Annotated in this window: 15 protein-coding genes; 8 read left to right on the forward strand and 7 right to left on the reverse strand. The window is 41.1% G+C overall.

Annotation, left to right across the window (positions count from 1 at the left end; genetic code table 11):
* Positions 1–13: 13 nt before the first annotated feature.
* Positions 14–958: a UV DNA damage repair endonuclease UvsE gene (gene uvsE / locus IQ244_RS17480; protein WP_193896281.1), complete on the reverse strand. Its 945-nt coding sequence runs from the start codon at positions 956–958 to the stop codon at positions 14–16.
* A 73-nt stretch (positions 959–1,031) separates the two neighbouring features.
* On the opposite strand from uvsE, the gene IQ244_RS17485 reads away from it, so the two are divergent.
* Positions 1,032–1,169, forward strand: coding sequence for a hypothetical protein (locus IQ244_RS17485; RefSeq protein WP_193896283.1), 138 nt, complete (start codon positions 1,032–1,034; stop codon positions 1,167–1,169).
* A 32-nt stretch (positions 1,170–1,201) separates the two neighbouring features.
* Here IQ244_RS17485 and map read toward each other — a convergent pair whose 3' ends face one another.
* The 5 genes from map to IQ244_RS17510 all read right to left on the reverse strand — a co-directional run bounded on the left by map (position 1,202) and on the right by IQ244_RS17510 (position 6,907).
* On the reverse strand, positions 1,202–2,029 hold the full coding sequence (gene map / locus IQ244_RS17490) for a type I methionyl aminopeptidase (protein WP_193896285.1): 828 nt from the start codon (positions 2,027–2,029) through the stop codon (positions 1,202–1,204).
* Positions 2,030–2,216: 187 nt separating this feature from the next.
* Entirely contained in the window at positions 2,217–2,708 is a 492-nt protein-coding gene (locus IQ244_RS17495; RefSeq protein ID WP_193896287.1) for a cupredoxin domain-containing protein, read from the reverse strand.
* A gap of 37 nt (positions 2,709–2,745) precedes the next feature.
* Positions 2,746–5,667: a M16 family metallopeptidase gene (locus tag IQ244_RS17500; protein WP_193896289.1), complete on the reverse strand. Its 2,922-nt coding sequence runs from the start codon at positions 5,665–5,667 to the stop codon at positions 2,746–2,748.
* A 146-nt stretch (positions 5,668–5,813) separates the two neighbouring features.
* Positions 5,814–6,257: a VOC family protein gene (locus tag IQ244_RS17505; protein WP_193896291.1), complete on the reverse strand. Its 444-nt coding sequence runs from the start codon at positions 6,255–6,257 to the stop codon at positions 5,814–5,816.
* A gap of 137 nt (positions 6,258–6,394) precedes the next feature.
* Positions 6,395–6,907: a TIGR02652 family protein gene (locus tag IQ244_RS17510; protein WP_193896293.1), complete on the reverse strand. Its 513-nt coding sequence runs from the start codon at positions 6,905–6,907 to the stop codon at positions 6,395–6,397.
* Between the two features lie 242 nt (positions 6,908–7,149).
* Here IQ244_RS17510 and IQ244_RS17515 point away from each other — a divergent pair, with 242 nt between their 5' ends.
* The 3 genes from IQ244_RS17515 to IQ244_RS17525 all read left to right on the forward strand — a co-directional run bounded on the left by IQ244_RS17515 (position 7,150) and on the right by IQ244_RS17525 (position 9,381).
* Complete coding sequence (locus tag IQ244_RS17515) at positions 7,150–7,719, forward strand: gamma carbonic anhydrase family protein (protein WP_193896295.1); 570 nt, start codon at positions 7,150–7,152, stop codon at positions 7,717–7,719.
* A gap of 119 nt (positions 7,720–7,838) precedes the next feature.
* Positions 7,839–7,964, forward strand: coding sequence for a photosystem II protein Y (locus tag IQ244_RS17520; RefSeq protein WP_096581838.1), 126 nt, complete (start codon positions 7,839–7,841; stop codon positions 7,962–7,964).
* Between the two features lie 175 nt (positions 7,965–8,139).
* Complete coding sequence (locus IQ244_RS17525) at positions 8,140–9,381, forward strand: bifunctional folylpolyglutamate synthase/dihydrofolate synthase (RefSeq protein WP_193896297.1); 1,242 nt, start codon at positions 8,140–8,142, stop codon at positions 9,379–9,381.
* A gap of 52 nt (positions 9,382–9,433) precedes the next feature.
* Here IQ244_RS17525 and IQ244_RS17530 read toward each other — a convergent pair whose 3' ends face one another.
* Entirely contained in the window at positions 9,434–10,732 is a 1,299-nt protein-coding gene (locus tag IQ244_RS17530; RefSeq protein WP_193896299.1) for an ABC transporter substrate-binding protein, read from the reverse strand.
* 140 nt (positions 10,733–10,872) lie between these two features.
* Between IQ244_RS17530 and pilM the strand changes: the two genes are divergently transcribed.
* The 4 genes from pilM to IQ244_RS17550 all read left to right on the forward strand — a co-directional run bounded on the left by pilM (position 10,873) and on the right by IQ244_RS17550 (position 15,985).
* Positions 10,873–11,979 carry a type IV pilus assembly protein PilM gene (gene pilM, locus IQ244_RS17535; RefSeq protein WP_193896301.1) on the forward strand — a complete coding sequence of 369 codons (1,107 nt, stop codon included), beginning with the start codon at positions 10,873–10,875 and terminating at the stop codon, positions 11,977–11,979.
* A 4-nt stretch (positions 11,980–11,983) separates the two neighbouring features.
* Complete coding sequence (locus tag IQ244_RS17540) at positions 11,984–12,748, forward strand: PilN domain-containing protein (protein WP_193896303.1); 765 nt, start codon at positions 11,984–11,986, stop codon at positions 12,746–12,748.
* Complete coding sequence (locus IQ244_RS17545) at positions 12,745–13,512, forward strand: pilus assembly protein PilO (RefSeq protein ID WP_193896305.1); 768 nt, start codon at positions 12,745–12,747, stop codon at positions 13,510–13,512. The genes IQ244_RS17540 and IQ244_RS17545 overlap by 4 nt, the downstream gene beginning before the upstream one ends.
* Before the next feature lie 67 nt (positions 13,513–13,579).
* Complete coding sequence (locus IQ244_RS17550; protein ID WP_193896307.1) at positions 13,580–15,985, forward strand: AMIN domain-containing protein; 2,406 nt, start codon at positions 13,580–13,582, stop codon at positions 15,983–15,985.
* Positions 15,986–16,027: the final 42 nt, after the last annotated feature.

Raw genomic sequence — 16,027 nt, forward strand, 5'->3', positions numbered from 1 at the left:
CTCAACAAACATATTATTGTCCCATAAGCCACCAACTACGCAAATGGGCGATCGCTTCTTCTTTGCGTTTGGCTTCCACTTCTATCCACGGTGCTTGATGATAGATACTGGGCATATCAGTAATCAAATCGCTGTGTTTTCGATCTTTAAAAGCTGTTTCACCGTTGGAAATATGCACTAATTGCGAATCAGGATTTTTCCAAGTTGATTGCGCTGCTGCAAGCATAGTAGCGACACTCGGATCATCATAGCTATCTAAATTTTCGTGGCAAATATGGTGATGAGCGTCAAATACTAAGGGTATTTTAGCTTCTTGACAGACTGCTAAAATTTCACTAGCACTATAGGCGTATTCGTCGTTTTCTAAAGTTAAGCGACTTTTAATCGCTTCTGGTAATTGAGAAATCACTTTTACTAACTGTTCGGCGCGTTGAGATTTACCACCATGAATGTTCATCAACGACCAAGGCGAACGAGGTAAACCGAGTAAATCTAAGTCCCGCGCGTGTCTTGATAATATTTTGATACTTGTTTGCACAATTTCCGGCGAATCGGAACTCAGCACGACAAATTGATCAGGATGTAGTACCATTCTGATACCCAATGCTACTGCTCGTTGACCAATTTTGCCCAAATCAGCGCTCATTTCTTCTAAGATATTCTCGCCAATTTGGTCTTCTAAATCATTCATCGGGAATAAGTTAGAAGTCATTCGATAAAGGCGAATTTGATTTTGCTTACAAAAAGAAAGCGCATCATGTAAACGCCGCAAGTTATGTTGATAAAGTTCTCTCAAGATACTTTCCCGTTCATCCAGGGAGAGTTTTAAATAGCGTGTACGGGTAATTGTTTTAAAGCGGACTTGCTGAGAAACTGTGATACAAACTAAGCCTAAGTTTGGCAGACTAGTTTTAGCCTGCTGTTGATTCTCTAGATTTTGGCACTGAATAGTGGTCATTTTCGCAAACGCTAAAGTCTTATCTACTTCTTGATTGAACTAATTTCTGGTTTCTGTGTTCAGTCTCTCTAGGATGAACTTTCCAGATATTGAACTTAAACAGCAAAAATTCATCCCAACGTTAATTTATCAAGTGCGCTGTTGGGATGAATTGCGATCGCTAACACAGTCACGATATCAGGCAATTATAAATGACCGTAAAAGACTGTAACCTGTCACCTGTAACCTGTCACCTATCACCTGCTAAACTTTAGTGCGATCGGTCAAAATTTCATAACCAGTTTCTGTCACCAATACTGTATGCTCAAACTGAGCCGATAGAGAATTATCTACTGTTACCGCTGTCCAACGGTCAGCTAATGTGCGCGTGTGTTTGGAACCTGCATTTAAAATAGGTTCAATGGCTAAAGTCATTCCCGCGCGCAATTTCACATTCGGCATATCTCGTGTGCGAAAGTTAAATACTGAAGGTTCTTCGTGCAAGTTCCGACCAACACCATGTCCGGTAAATTCTTCCACGACACTATAGCCATTAGCTTTTACATGGTCTTCTATAGCGCCAGCTAGGTCAAGTAAATATGCACCAGCTTTGACTTCTTCTATACCTTTATATAAAGCTTCTTCAGCTACACGAATTAAGTTAGCAGCTTCTGGGGTAACTTCACCGACAGCAATTGTGATGCAAGAATCGCCGTGGAAACCTTGATAATAAGCGCCTGTATCTACTTTTAATACATCTCCAGCACGGATGACTTTTTTCGGACTGGGAATACCATGTACTACTTCATTGTTAATACTGGAGCAAATAGAGCCAGTAAACCCGTGATATCCTTTAAAGCTGGGAGTTGCGTCCATTTCCCGGATGCGTTTTTCTGCGTAAGCATCCAAGTCAGCTGTTGTCATTCCTGGTTTGACCAGTGCAGAAATTTCTTTTAATACCGTTGCGACTATTTTCGCCGATTGCCGCATAATTTCAATTTCTCGCGGCGATTTCAGTTCTATTCCTCGGCGTTGTTTTTTGGACGGTGTGATTTTAACTGGTTGAGAAAGCAAGTTGCTAAAAATGTTCATGTGCTGATAATAATTACTAATGCTTTGTCGCTACGGTGTCGGTGCTTGTTCTAGGATAATTGAGAAACTATATCTATATCTAAGTTATAACAGGTAATACCCTTGAAAGTCTGTTGGTGTCTAGAGTTCGCTGATTAGTTTATGTCCTCATCTAACTCAGAACTGATAACTGATTTATTCAAAGTAATTACGAATTACCAATGATAATTTCTCCTGTCATTCCGGCTTCAGTGTGTCCTGGAATGGGACAGCGTAAGCTATATTTTCCGGTTTTTAAGGGGACAAAAACCCATTCAGCTTCAGCACCTGGCTTTAATTCTAGTTCGTGAATTGCGCCTTTAATTTCTACTTTGCCTGCTTCTACTTTTTGTGTCCAAATGCCATCAGCAAAATCTTTAGCTGTAAAGTAATGCTTTGATTGGCTAGGATTTTTGAGTTGTAGTAGATAGCGTTTACCAGCAATTAACTCTAGATGATTTGGTACAAATTTGAGTTCGTTAGCAGAATTACTTAAGTTGACGGTAATTTCTGTGGCTGGTTGCTTTAGCAAATCACTAGATACATTTTCTGCAATAGCTGAAGCAGGAGGTAGGATGAAATTTAGACTTAGTATCAAAGACAATTGAAGTATGAAATATAAAGTCTGAAGTCTAAATGCTTTGACAGGGAATTTTTTCATTACTTCTTTGTCCTCGCTAAAAACAAATGATAAATGATTATTTATCTGCGACAACAGTCGGCCCTGCTGTCACCACCACAATTTTATCTGGGTGGAGTAACTCACGGGCGGCTTGATTGACTTGGGTAAGGGTAACTTGTTTGATTTTATCCGCGAAGGAATGTAGTTCTGTGATTTCCATACCTCGTACCTGATTCATCAGCATGGTATGTGCTAATTCTTCTGGGTCAGCGAGGGAAACTTTGTAGGTACTAATTAAGGTGTTCTTGGCTGTTTCAACATCATTTGCTGTTACGCCTTGTTGATGAATTTCTTGTAAGAGTTTGCGGGTACTAGCGATCGCTTTGTGACTATCTTCAGGACTAGTTTGCATTTCAATCCAAAATGTCCCGACATTTTTTTGCGCTTGCAAGTAGCTATAAATACCGTAGGTTAAGCCTTGGCGATCGCGCACTTCTGCACCTAAGTAACTAGATAAGGTATCGCCCCCCAAGATTTGATTCAATACTAAAGCCGCGTAATATCGCGAGTCTTGACGGTTAATCCCTGTGTTACCCATAAAAGTAATAGACTGAGCTTTACCGACAATTACAGGGTTTACACTTAATCCCTTGTTAAGTACATTCACTGTTGGATATTGTATTGTTGGTGCTTGACCGCTAACTTGCCAGTCGTCAAATGCTTTTTGGATGAGCGATCGCACTTCGATAGGTGCAAAATCTCCTACAATCACTAGCACTGTTGTATCTGGACGGTAATGTTTGGCTTTAAAAGCAATCACATCCTCACGCTTAATTCTTTGCAGACTCTTTTGGGTGGGAAAAGTATGCAGGGGATGTTGTTTCGGGTAAATGGATTGAACAAAAATTCTTTTGGCAACTTCTGCGGGATCATCTAATTCTTGTTTTAAGTCAGTTAAAGCTTGCTGGCGATTCAATTCCCATTCTTTTTTGGGAAATGTACTGTTTTTCACAGCATCCGCTAAAGTTTGAATCAAGATGGGTAAGTCTGCGGCTAAAGCATCACCTTCAATTCTGACACCTTCACGATAAGCGGTAAAATCGAGCGATGCGCCTCTATCTTCTAAGGCTTTAGCCAGAGTTAAGGCATTTTTGCTTTTTGTCCCACTCATTAAGTTATCAGCCACCAGAGATGCTAGTCCAGCTTGATTTTCTAAATCAAATTCTGTTCCGGCTTTGATATGGCCGTTTAAAGTTACAGTAGGAGTACTTTTATCTGGTAATAGTAATACTCGTAGACCGTTATCTAAAGTGAATTGCTCTGGTAGCGCTGGGTTAGAAGTTTTATGATTTGCACTGTGGGAGGCTTGCTTAACAACCTCTGTGGTTTCCTCGATTGCTGGTAGGTACTTATCTAACTCGGATACAGTTGCAGAGGTAGCAACAGCTAAATTTTCTGTAGTTTGGTTTAAGTGTAATTTTTTACCAGTTTCGTTTGCGTCTGGAGTAGTTGGCTGGAACAACCCAACTACACGGGTTTCTGGTTTGAGGTATTTGTTGACTACATTAATAATATCTGCGCCTGTCACCTGACTAACAGCGGCTAAATAACGTTCAGTATAACGATAGTCACCTGCGGTTGTTTCATCGTTACCTAATTGCATTGCTTGGCTGGTGATATCACGATTACTCAAAATCACTCCAGCTTCTACCTGCATTTTAGCCCTAGTGATTTCCTCTGGCTTGACTCCTTTTTGCGCTAAATTAGCGATCGCTCGATTTAATACGGTTTGAATCTTTTGCAAATCTTGATGATCATCTGCTGTAACTAGCAACTCATACCAGCCAGCATCTTGCAAGGTGGAGACAGATGCTGTGACTTCACTCGCTAAACCAGATTCCACTAAAGCCTGATATAGCCGCGAATTCCTTCCCTCTGTCAAAATGTAATCCATCACTTCTAAAGCAGGGATATCTGGGTGATTTAAATCAGGTAGTGGATAAACTACTTGCAGCATTGCTGTAGCGCCCTGTTCTTTAAGTAAGATGGGAGTGCTGAGTTTTGAGTGCTGAGTTTTGAGTGCTGAGTGCTGAGTGCTGAATTCTGTAGCGGGGCGTTTAGCCCGTGTGGAGTTTTGAGTAAAAAATTCTTCCCCTTCCTCCTGCCCCCTGCCCCCTGCCTCCTGCCTCTTCGGTAATTTACCAAATATCTCTTTGACTGTTTCTAGAGTTTTTGTAGTTTGGAAATCTCCGACAATCACTAATACAGCATTATCAGGAGTATAAAATTTCTGATAATATTCCCGAACTTGCTCAACTTGGAACTTTTCTACATCTGCTTTGTTACCACCAACAGGTAATCCGTAAGCATGGTTGGGAAATAGTGCTTGCATGACAGCACGGTTGAGGCGATATTCAGGACTATTTTCGTAGCCTTGTAATTCTGATATTACTACCCGTTTTTCATTGGCTAGTTGCTCAGGCTCAATGAGAGCATTTTGCATTCTATCTGCTTCTAGAATTAGCAGTGCTTTGAGTTTGTCACGTTCTACGGTGCCATAATAAGCTGTTTGGTCATAACTAGTAAAAGCGTTTGAGTCACTACCTAAAGCACTAAATAACTTACCAAATTGAACTGGACGGTTTTTTGTACCTTTGAACATCATGTGTTCCAGTTGATGTGCAATCCCATTCACCCCTGGTATTTCGTGGCGTGAGCCAACTTTGTACCACATTTGCACACTCACAACTGGCGCAGTATGTACTTCTTTAGTGAGAATAGTCAGACCATTTTCTAATACGGTTTTACGCACGTTTGCTGTGATAGTTGAGTTATTTATATGACTTGCAATCAATTTTGTTTTAATATTTTCGGATTTTAATATAGCTGTATACTTGCTGTTAGCTGGTTGATCAACTAGACAAAATACTGTAATTATCCAGAGACTTAACAGTAATAATGACCAACGATATCTATACCCTCTAAAAAACACAGACATTTTTTTGGTAGATGTATTTAAATTAAATTACATATTTATAAGCGCGGTTCACAATAGTCTAGTCTTTCTTTGGGATCAGTGAAATCAGCGACACTACCAAATAAAAATTAGTCTAGTAATAAAAGTATATAAAGAGAGCAGCTAACTTAACCAAGTTGAGCTAAAAGCCGAATAAATTCTAAAGGTAAATTATCACTGTCTGCAATAAAGGCTACTTCCCAGATGCGATCGCCTATTTGCTGTTGTGTTGGCTCTAACAGGACTTTGAGGGGTGATAATTGTTCTGGCTGGCTTTGTGATGCTAATGCAAAGCGTGTTTTTAAATCTCTTAGCCAGCTAGGTAAATCTGGGGTGAAATCCGTTAAATCAAAGGATAAATGATAGTACCCCACATAATGCTCATCATCAAAAGCATCGGGCGCTGGTTTTGGTTCGGGAATTTGAATCAGTTCAATTCGACCGCTTAATCCTTCCATCCAACAAGCCAGGGTATAGCCTGTAGTAAAGCGTTCACATACTGTAAACCCCAACAACTCATAAAATGCGATCGCTCGATAAATATTCCCAGTACGGATAGAAGCGTGGTGCATAGTTTAAAAAGTATGAAGTGTAAAGTATGAAGGATAAAGTTAAGAAATCTTTTGTACTTACTCACTTTTTATACCTAGAAAAATTCCCAGATTTAATAGTTAAAGTAATTTCATACTTCATACTTCATACTTCAGTCTTATTCAAACAACCTAAAATAAGGGTAGCGCACAGGAACTCCCGGCTCTTTTTCCAAATCGAAATTAATCACTTCCCAGCACGGTTCTTCTGCGGAATCGGGACTAAATTCTACTGGTAAGCCATAAAGTCGCGCCGATGTCGTCTCTGGCTGTCCAGAACGCCAAGGAGTGCTGCGTTCTAAGTAGCCACTCATCAACTCCTGATAACGTCTGGCGATAACTACCCTTGTTGCTCGGTAGCCTTGGGTATACAGTTTGTCTAAAGCTTCGTGAATTTCAAACCGTATCCCATCAGGATGAGTGTGTTGTCTATACCATTCCCCATTCCATCTGCGCCAATGACGACCTGACTGTAGATGAATTAACTCCTCAGTCGTAGGGTTGGCTTCAAACGCGCCATGACGAGGACAAAGGTAGGTATCTGTAAGTGTCAAAGCCGGAATAGTTTGCCGACAATGGGGACACTGAATTTCGTGACCAAATATTGGGTACTGCAAACCTGGATTCATCATGAAGTGCGTACAAACATAATTTCTTCTTCACTAGCACCATTAGGTTCGATTTTACACTTCGGCTCCTCCATCTTGGGCAAATTGTTGGCAACTGCACGGAAACGTGTTTGCAGTTTAGAACAATTGTAAACTGTGTTTTCCTCAGTGTAGAGGTTTAACAACATGATAATCTAGTTGTGTAACCAGCCCCGCAAAGGTTGGAGTTTCTCCAGTGTTCCTGGGTACCATATTTCTATTCTATCGTGTCTACTGCTTCTTACTGGCCATCTCCTGATTTTTCTCCAGCAGCCTTCGTCGCAGATAACGCTGTTGTTATTGGTTCTGTGAAAATTCAAGCAGGTGTAAGCATTTGGTATGGAGCAGTCATTAGGGCAGATGTCGAACGAATTGAGATTGGTGAATGCACCAATATCCAAGATGGAGCCATTCTCCACGGCGACCCTGGTTTGCCCACTATTTTAGAAGATCATGTGACTGTAGGACATCGTGCTGTGATACATTCTGCCTATATTGAACGTGGCAGTTTGATTGGCATCGGGGCAGTAGTTTTAGATGGTGTCAGGGTGGGCAGTGGTAGTATTATCGGTGCAGGCGCAGTCGTGACCAAAGATGTACCGCCTTTATCTTTAGTTGTGGGTGTTCCTGGTAAAGTTTTACGTCAACTGAGCGAAACCGAAGCCGCAGAACTAATCGAACACGCTGAACGTTACAAAAAGTTAGCCTTAGTTCATGCTGGCAAGGGTAGTGACTTGGGTTTTATGCTCCGTGAAGGAGAAAATGGAACAAGGGAAGGGAAAAGAACTCATGACTAATGACAAAATTTAATCTTTCTTTACATAGAAGTTGGGAAAAAATGCCCACTTCAGCTAAAAATAAAAATGAGAAGAGTTGATAAAACTTTAATTTCTACTTAACAGAGGGGTTCTAAATTATGGATATCGATTTTCGTGTAGCGATCGTTTTAGCGCCTATCGCTGTTGCAGCTGGCTGGGCTGTGTTTAACATTGGTGCAGCAGCTTTGAGACAAGTTCAAAACTTTTTAAACAGAGAAGCCTAAACATAAATTTACATTACCACCTTCAAACCGACTGTTTCTGGTAAAGGGCAGTCGGTTTTGTTGATAGAAGGCAGAAGGCAGTGGTTCGGCTCCTTTCGGCTTCGCTCAAGGCAAGTCGCTCACCAACCAGAGGCAGAAGGTTAAAAAATAAAATTTCACACTTCATACTTCATTTGTGAATATCGACTCCTTACTTCAACCCTTGCAACATTTTGGTGTAAATCTGGGACTCTCACGCATTGTCAAACTGTTGGCAAACCTAGGCAATCCCCACGATCGCATTTCAGTAATTCACGTTGCTGGTACAAATGGTAAAGGTTCTGTCTGTGCATATCTCTCTTCAGTACTTACAGAAGCGGGTTATCGCACAGGGCGTTACATTTCGCCCCATCTCATTGATTGGACAGAAAGAATTTGTATCAATGAACAGCCAATTTCTTCAGAGGAATTGAGTCAACTTGTACAAACAGTCCAGGCGGCTGTTTCTGGTGATGACGAATATCCCACTCAGTTTGAGATTATTACCGCAGCAGCTTGGTTGTATTTTGCCCAGCAACAAATTGATATCGCAGTAATAGAAGTTGGGTTAGGTGGCCGTTTAGATGCGACTAATGTCTGTTCTGAACCTTTAGTGACAGTGATTACTTCCATTAGCCGCGAACATTGGCAACAATTAGGGCCGACGGTAGCTGATATTGCTAGAGAAAAAGCAGGAATTATCAAGCCTGGGTGTCCGGTTGTTATGGGTTCATTGCCAACTGATGCCGAAAAAGTTGTGCGATCGCGTGCCGAAGAATTACAATCTCCAATATTTACACCCCAACCCGCCCTGCAAATATCTCCCGGATGGGCAGAATATCAGACACTTCAATATCCTTTACCATTACAAGGGCAAATTCAATTAACTAATTCAGCTTTAGCTTTAGCAACATTAGAAATTCTCCAACAAAAAGGATGGAAAATTTCTCAATCAGCCATCATCAACGGTATGGGAAACACCAAATGGCCAGGACGAATGCAATGGCTGATTTGGCACAATCATAAACTATTAATTGATGGCGCACATAACCCCGCAGCGGCTCAGGTATTGCGTAATTATATTGATAGTTTAAATAATCAAAATGTAACTTGGATCATGGGAATGCTCTCAACAAAAGAGCATAGCAAAATTTTTCAAGCTTTACTCCGAACAGGCGATAAATTATATTTAGTCCCAGTCCCAGATAATAGTTCAGCCAATCCCACAGAATTAGCAAATCTGGCTAATAATATTTTTCCAGGACTAAGTTTTTGTCAGACATACAATGATTTATCCTCAGCATTAGAATCTGCATTTACTGACACAAATAATTTAGTAGTTTTGTGTGGTTCCCTTTATTTAATTGGTCATTTCTTAGCAACATTAAATCACGCATAAACAAAAATAACCCCGACTTCTTCAAGAAGTCGGGGTTATGAGACTTTCAAAGTTAACGATTATTCCACTGTTGCGCTGCATCTTCAACAGCTTTATCTACAGTTTTCTGACCTAACATAGCTGCTTGTAAATTGTCATAAACTGCTTTTTGCAATTTCTTGAAATCTTTTAGTTTTGGTGTTAAAACCTCAGCTTGTTGTAATTGTGTAGCGCTAATAACTCTGGCTTTTTCAACTGTAGAAGCATTAACTGACATATCTTTAAAGTAACTATTAGATAGTGCTTTAGTTGTCGAAGGTAAAACATTAGCAGCTTTAGCAAAAGCTAATTGATTTTCATCATTAGTCACAAATAAAGCAAACTTAGTCGCCGCATCAGGATGTTTAGTAGCGCGAGGAATAATTACATTCATCACTGCTACATTTTTCTTACCTGTATCGCCAGTAATTTGTGGTGCTATAGCTGATGCTTGTGCAATTTTTGGCGCATTATTAGCTATGGTTTTGAGAAATTCTGGCCCCGAAGCTAAAAACGCAGTTTCACCAGATTGATATAAATCAATAGCATGACGATGGCCTTGGGTTAACACCTCTTTGGGGAGTAGTCCTTTTTTGTATAAATCAACCCAATATTGAAATGCAGCTTTACCTTGTGGTGAGTTAAAAGCTGCTTTACCTTCAGCATCGACTAAAGTCACTCCCATCTGTACCAAAGACTCCATCACTTCACCGGAATCTTGCGGTGCAAAAGTGATAAAGAAAGCATACTTACCAGTCTTATCTTTAATTTGTTGTGCGACTTGTGCTAATTCTGCGTATGTAGCCGGTGGTTTACTGATACCTGCCTGTTTCAATAAATCAGTGTTATAAATAGTTAACCGTGTTGTGAGATACCAGGGAATTCCAAAACTTTTGCCATTAAGTGTACTGGCTTTCCAAATATTAGGTAAATATGCAGAACGCACATCTTGGGGAATTGTGGTATCTAAGTCTAACCACGCATTTCGTCCTGCTAATTGGGACGCAAAATCTGGATTGAGGTTAACAACATCAGGTGGCGTTTTTGCGGAGACAGCTGTTAAAATTTTGTTCTCCATAGCAGACCAAGGCACATCAACCCAGTTAATTTTTACACCGGGATTTTGTGACTCAAAATTAGAAATCAAAGTTTTAAAGTAGTCAGTAAATTGAGGTTGGAGTTGCATTGTCCAAAACTCAATATTGGCTACTTCCGTTGTCGCTTGTTTTGGACTTGTGCCGACGTTACCTGAACTGCAACTAATAATCCAACTGGTCAATAAGCCAATTATTGCCCAAGCTGTTAGTTGTTTGAATTTTTGCAATCGAATCATTTTACCAGTATTTTCACCCTTGATAGAAATGAAAAGCTTATGGAGAATTAACGAGATTATAGGCTAAATCAATTACCCGTAAAAACGCAATATACTGCGTTGACAATTTAAATTTTCAATTTTAGTAGTCCGGCGGAACTGTGGTGAAAAGCTTTAATAGCCTGTTTGGCAAATCTAATAAAGGGGTTGGCATCGAACTTGCATCAGAACGGGTAAATATCGTTCAGTTACGCAAGCAGCGCCAAGGCGTAAAACTAGAATCTTTGATATCTGTACCAGTTCCCGAAGGTGTGGTGACAGATGGTCAAATAACTGACCCTCCAACAATGGCACAAATCATTCAGCAAGGATTGGCTGAAAGTAAAATTAAGGCTTCTCGTGTTGCTACCGGTGTACCTGGACGAGATTCTATCGTACGTCTTATCCCAGTGCCATCTGAGTTGGATGACAAAGAATTACGGGATATGGTGCTAAATCATGAAGCTGGCTTGTATTTACCATATCCCCGTGAGGAGGCTGATGTAGATTATCAAAAACTTGGGTACTTTGTAGATGAGGATGGCATTGAAAAAGTACAGGTATTATTAGTTGCCACTCGCAAGGAGGTAACAGATGCCTATCTAAGTACGTTTGAGCAGGCAGGATTGCAAATCGATGTTTTAGAGATTAACAGTTTTGCACTGATTCGGACAATCCGTGACCAACTGCGGCAATTTGGCCCACAGGAAGCGGCTGTACTAGTTGACATTGAGTTTGATAGTACAGAAATAGCCATCATCGTGAACGGAGTACCACAATTTTCGCGGACTGTGCCGATTGGCACTTATCAAATGCAAGAAGCCCTTGCCAGGGCTATGAGTTTACCGACATCACGAGATATGGAACTTTTGCAGGAAATGACCATTCCGGCAACTCCTATGGATGGTGGGCAAACTGGGGTGACAGGAATCAACCCTGGTATGGCAGCGATGATGAGAGTTTTGGGAGAACTAACGGATGAACTACGCCGTTCTATCGATTTTTACTTGAATCAAAGTGAAAATTTGGAAATCGCGCAGATTTTATTGGCTGGGCCAGGTGGCGGGCTGCAACAGCTAGATGAGTTCTTCACACAACGCTTAAGTTTGCCAACTACTGCAATAGATCCGGTTGGAGGATTATCTTTGCAAGTTGACGAACAAAAATATCCAGCTTTACAACGCTCTAGTTTAGCGATTGTACTTGGCCTCGGAATGCGGGAGGTATAACGAAATGTACAGTTTAGATGTTAACTTTCTTAAAGATCGCCCAATTTACCAAAATAAGAGTGATAGAAAAGCGGGTCGAAAGCTTCCAGCGGGAGACCCTAAACCAATTGTTTTGGGAGTTGGCTTGGGCTTATGTTTACCGATTTTTGCAGGGGCTGGTTGGTGGATACTGCAAGGTAAAAATGGTGAACTAGAGCAGAACATAGCACAGTTACAGCAAGAAGTCACTAAATTAGATACAGAAATAGGAAATATTAACAAAATCAAGGAAGAAACAAATGCAGTTAAAGGAGAAACTCAAAGTTTAGTAACTGTATTTGACCAAATTCGACCTTGGTCAGCGATGTTACAAGATTTGCGCGATCGCATTCCAGCCGCAGTCCAAATTGAAAACGTCAAACAAATTCCACCTATTGCAGCCGCCGAAGGTCAACCGCCTAGTAATCCGGCTGGTGGTATCGAAATCACAGGAGTCGCTCGGTCTTTTAATGAGGTCAACGATTTCTTATTGAGTCTGCAACAGTCTCAATTTTTAAAAGCTTCAGAAAGCAGAATTACCACTGCAAACTTAATAGATGCGCCGCTACCACCAACTGCGGCCACATCTAAAGTACAAATCAAACCGCCACCAATAGTTAAATACAGTATCCAATCAAGTTTAAGTGATGTTCCCGCTTCTGAGTTAGTCCGGGAGTTAGAACAGAAAGGCACGATAGGACTAGTAGCTCGAATTCGCACTATGCAACAAACAGGAGTCATCCCAAAATGACGCTGAGTGAAGATTTAAATTTTGCCGATCAAGGCGAAGAATTTGATTCAGGTGCATCACCCTATCCCGTAGTCTTTGGTATTACCTTTACTCCCCAAATTATTGGCATGATCGCGGGAGTACTGGGACTTGCTGGAGCTTTATTCATCGTACTCAACCTTGTGCTACCAGCATGGGATAACTATCAACAGCAGCAAGCAAAAAGTGGTGAACTGCAAGGACAAATTGACCAGAAAAAAGCCACCCTCAAACAAATCGACCAAGTAAAAAAAGACTTAGCCGATGCAAAACAACAAAAAATTCAGGTATTAGGTTTGTTTTCTAATGAAAAAACTTTAGATACTTTGCTGCTAGATTTAAATCGACTGGTTGAGTCTGGTAATGCTCAAGTACCTCCTAACGCTGTCAAAGCTAAACTTCAAAAATTTACACCTGTTACTAATCAAGCAGAAATTATTACAGATGGCTCTTTGGGTGCAGCAGTTAACAACAAGCTGAAACGTTTGAATATAAATGTCGAATTTATTGGTACTTATGAGCAAACCCAATCGATTCTGCGGAATATAGAGCGTTTACAGCCTTTGTTAATAGTTAGAGATTATCAGTCGGTATTAGCTCCAGTACAAGCTAATACCCAATCAGGCAAAGTCGTACGTCAAGTAGGGCCTCCGCCAATTACTACATCTTTCCAATTACAGGCTTTGATACCACTTACGCCAGAAGAATTGGCTGCGGCCGCTCCTAAAGCGCCGCCTAAGCCTTAATGAAATTGCTAAGTGCTTTTTCTCAATAAGTGTTGCTTAAAAATGTTTATCAAGTGAGGAATGAACTGTGAAACAGCTTCACGGTAATAGTTTAATATTGGGTGCTGCTGCTTTGACATTTTTGGCAGCTCAACCAGGGTGGGCGCAGATAACTCAAGTTAATGAGGTCAAGTTAAATCCTGTTGATGGTGGCATTAACGTTGTTCTAAAAACTTCTTTAGGTTCTCGTCCGCAAGTTTTTACAACAAAAAGAGGCAAAACGTTAGTTTCTGATATTATTAATGCTCAACTACGTTTACCACGGGGCAGTAACTTTCGTCAAGATAAACCTGCGGCGGGAATTGCTTCTGTTGAAGTCGTTCAACTAGATGCTAATAGTATTCGGGTGATAGTAACTGGTGACAACGATGCGCCTGGTAGTCAACCAGTATTGCGAAAAGATGACAGAATCACCCTCGGCTTTACCCCATCAACAGGAACTACTGCATCAGTCCCAACACCAACAACATCGACAGTGCCTTCTGCAAATGTGCCTGTGCCTGTGCAACCAAATCAAAAGCCAGATGTTCTTGTTCCTAACCCGGAAATTAGTATTGATGGCAGACCTGCTCAAGCCGCAGGCCCTGGTCAACCAGCAAGCCAAGCTCCGCCTTTTTTGCCTAGAGCCGTCGCGCCACCGGTGGGAGATATCGCAGTTTCGGCTACAGATGCTTCTCCGAGCGTGATTGATTTAGGAAGCCAAGAACGCGTTCCTCGGTTGGTGTTGCGAGATGCGCCAGTACGAGAAGTTTTATCTCTTTTGGCTCGTGCAGCTAATCTCAATTTAGCTTACATCAGCGCTGATACTTCTGGAGGTCAACAAGGTGCTGCTCCTGCAAATGCTGCTGGCTCTCAAACAATCTCTTTAGATATAGAAAATGAGCCAGTGCAAGATGTGTTTAACTATGTCTTGCGTTTAAGTGGTTTAGAAGCTAACCGCAACGGTCGTACAATTTTTGTTGGTACTAAATTACCTAATTCAACTCGTGATGTTGTTGTGCGTAGCCTGCGGCTAAATCAGGTAAACGTGGGAGTTGCGTTGAACTTTTTAGTAGGGATGGGGGCTGAAAGTGCAGTCACCAGAGAAAGGCAAGTAACCAATGTTACGGCTGTACCTGTGGGCGCTGGATCTAACCCAGTCACTCAAAGTCAGACAACTACAGAAACAAGAATTGAACGCCTCACTCTTGATGATTCTAAATACACAACACCTTTATTGCGAGGGTTACAAGCATTAGGGGATGAACGGACAAATTCTATAACTTTGATTGGCCCTGCTAAACAGATTGATATAGCAATTTCTCAACTAACACAGCTGGATATCCGTCGTCGTCAAGTGGCAGTTAACGTCAAAATTGTCGATGTTAACCTTTTAAATACTCATAATACTAACACTAGTTTTTCCTTTGGTGTTGGCAATAATTACTTTACTAATGATGGTGGTGCAGCAGTTCTAAACTTTGGTGGTTCTAGACCAGCTACTAGTGCTGAGGCAGCAAATAACTTAACTGGTACTCCCGTTACTAGTAACCCACTTCAATCAGGTAATATTTTCCTCAACTCAACTGATCCGAGTACAGGAACACCTAGTGCTGGTGTTAGTTCCAACCCTTTACAAACAGGACTTACAGCATATACACCAGGAACTGCGGGAACAAGTACAACTGCGATTGTACCAACTGCAATTGATCCTACTACGGGACAACCAACTAGCTACGGCTTTCAGACCACTACAACTGCGGGTACTCCGGCTACATACACATACAGCTTGCCATCTCTGTATCAATTCCCTAGACGTTTCCTTGCTAGTTTGCAAGCTCAGGTGACAAGTGGTAATGCCAAGATTTTGACAGACCCCACGTTAATTGTGCAAGAAGGTCAGACTGCTAATGTTAACCTGACTCAAGAAGTAGTAGGCAATATTAAGAATGAAGTAACTCGTGGTGATAATACTTCTGTGCAAACAGTTACTGCTGAGAAAACAAGTGTGGGTCTAACATTAGCTGTCAAAGTTGACAGAATTGATGATAATGGTTTTGTTTCATTATCAGTAGCTCCTGTTGTTAAGGCTCCTCAATCTTCAGCAGAGATTAATGTTGGTGGTAATAGTCAAAGTATATTCTTAGTATCTGAACGATCGCTCAATTCTGGCTTAATTCGTTTACGTGATGGTCAGACACTAATTCTTTCAGGGATTATTCAAGACCAAGACCGAGTAACCGTTTCTAAAATCCCTATTTTGGGAGATTTACCACTGATTGGTTCACTGTTTAGAAGAACAAACAAAAACAATCAGCGTAATGAGGTAATTGTGTTACTCACACCTCAAGTTATGGATGATTCGGAAAATTCTTCTTACGGCTATAACTACACTCCTAGCCCAGAGGTGCGACAAATTCTTGAGCGTCGTGGTTTGAGTGCGCCTAAACGGTAAGCTGTCAGACAAACGATAATATCATTAAAAAGCTTAGATACC

This window comes from Nostoc sp. LEGE 06077 (genome assembly GCF_015207705.1).
Taxonomy (GTDB): Bacteria; Cyanobacteriota; Cyanobacteriia; order Cyanobacteriales; family Nostocaceae; genus Nostoc_B.

Excerpts from the sequence above, each read along its gene's own strand:
- uvsE (WP_193896281.1), bottom strand. The coding sequence starts at position 958 with ATGACCACTATTCAGTGCCAAAATCTAGAGAATCAACAGCAGGCTAAA.
- IQ244_RS17485 (WP_193896283.1), top strand. The coding sequence starts at position 1,032 with ATGAACTTTCCAGATATTGAACTTAAACAGCAAAAATTCATCCCAACG.
- map (WP_193896285.1), bottom strand. The coding sequence starts at position 2,029 with ATGAACATTTTTAGCAACTTGCTTTCTCAACCAGTTAAAATCACACCG.
- IQ244_RS17495 (WP_193896287.1), bottom strand. The coding sequence starts at position 2,708 with ATGAAAAAATTCCCTGTCAAAGCATTTAGACTTCAGACTTTATATTTC.
- IQ244_RS17500 (WP_193896289.1), bottom strand. The coding sequence starts at position 5,667 with ATGTCTGTGTTTTTTAGAGGGTATAGATATCGTTGGTCATTATTACTG.
- IQ244_RS17505 (WP_193896291.1), bottom strand. The coding sequence starts at position 6,257 with ATGCACCACGCTTCTATCCGTACTGGGAATATTTATCGAGCGATCGCA.
- IQ244_RS17510 (WP_193896293.1), bottom strand. The coding sequence starts at position 6,907 with ATGATGAATCCAGGTTTGCAGTACCCAATATTTGGTCACGAAATTCAG.
- IQ244_RS17520 (WP_096581838.1), top strand. The coding sequence starts at position 7,839 with ATGGATATCGATTTTCGTGTAGCGATCGTTTTAGCGCCTATCGCTGTT.
- IQ244_RS17530 (WP_193896299.1), bottom strand. The coding sequence starts at position 10,732 with ATGATTCGATTGCAAAAATTCAAACAACTAACAGCTTGGGCAATAATT.
- IQ244_RS17540 (WP_193896303.1), top strand. The coding sequence starts at position 11,984 with ATGTACAGTTTAGATGTTAACTTTCTTAAAGATCGCCCAATTTACCAA.
- IQ244_RS17545 (WP_193896305.1), top strand. The coding sequence starts at position 12,745 with ATGACGCTGAGTGAAGATTTAAATTTTGCCGATCAAGGCGAAGAATTT.